Below are 288 nucleotides of genomic sequence, written 5' to 3'. Positions count from 1 at the left end.
CCGACGATTTCGGCGTCACCGAAAAGAGCCTGTTTGGCGCCGAGATGAAAATACACCGCGTCGCCGGCGACCAGCACGCGGCGACCATCGGCCAGGCCTGTTTCGAGCCGGGTATGATGAAATCGACCTATGGTACAGGCTGCTTCGCATTGCTCAACACCGGCGCCGACCTGGTGAGGTCTAAGAACCGGCTGCTCACCACCATCGCCTATCGGCTTAATGGCAAGACCACCTACGCGCTGGAAGGCTCGATCTTCATTGCGGGCGCCGCCGTGCAGTGGCTGCGCG

Annotated in this window: 1 pseudogene; it reads left to right on the top strand. The window is 61.8% G+C overall.

Annotated elements, in window-relative coordinates:
- Positions 1-288, top strand: a pseudogene (locus EN852_RS39790) (FGGY-family carbohydrate kinase); the annotation flags it as partial.

Origin of the sequence: Mesorhizobium sp. M2E.F.Ca.ET.209.01.1.1 (assembly GCF_004010375.2) — a bacterium.
Taxonomy (GTDB): domain Bacteria; phylum Pseudomonadota; class Alphaproteobacteria; order Rhizobiales; family Rhizobiaceae; genus Mesorhizobium.
The sequence above is the reverse complement of the archived record's forward strand: the minus strand, read 5'-3'. Positions and strand labels throughout refer to the sequence as shown.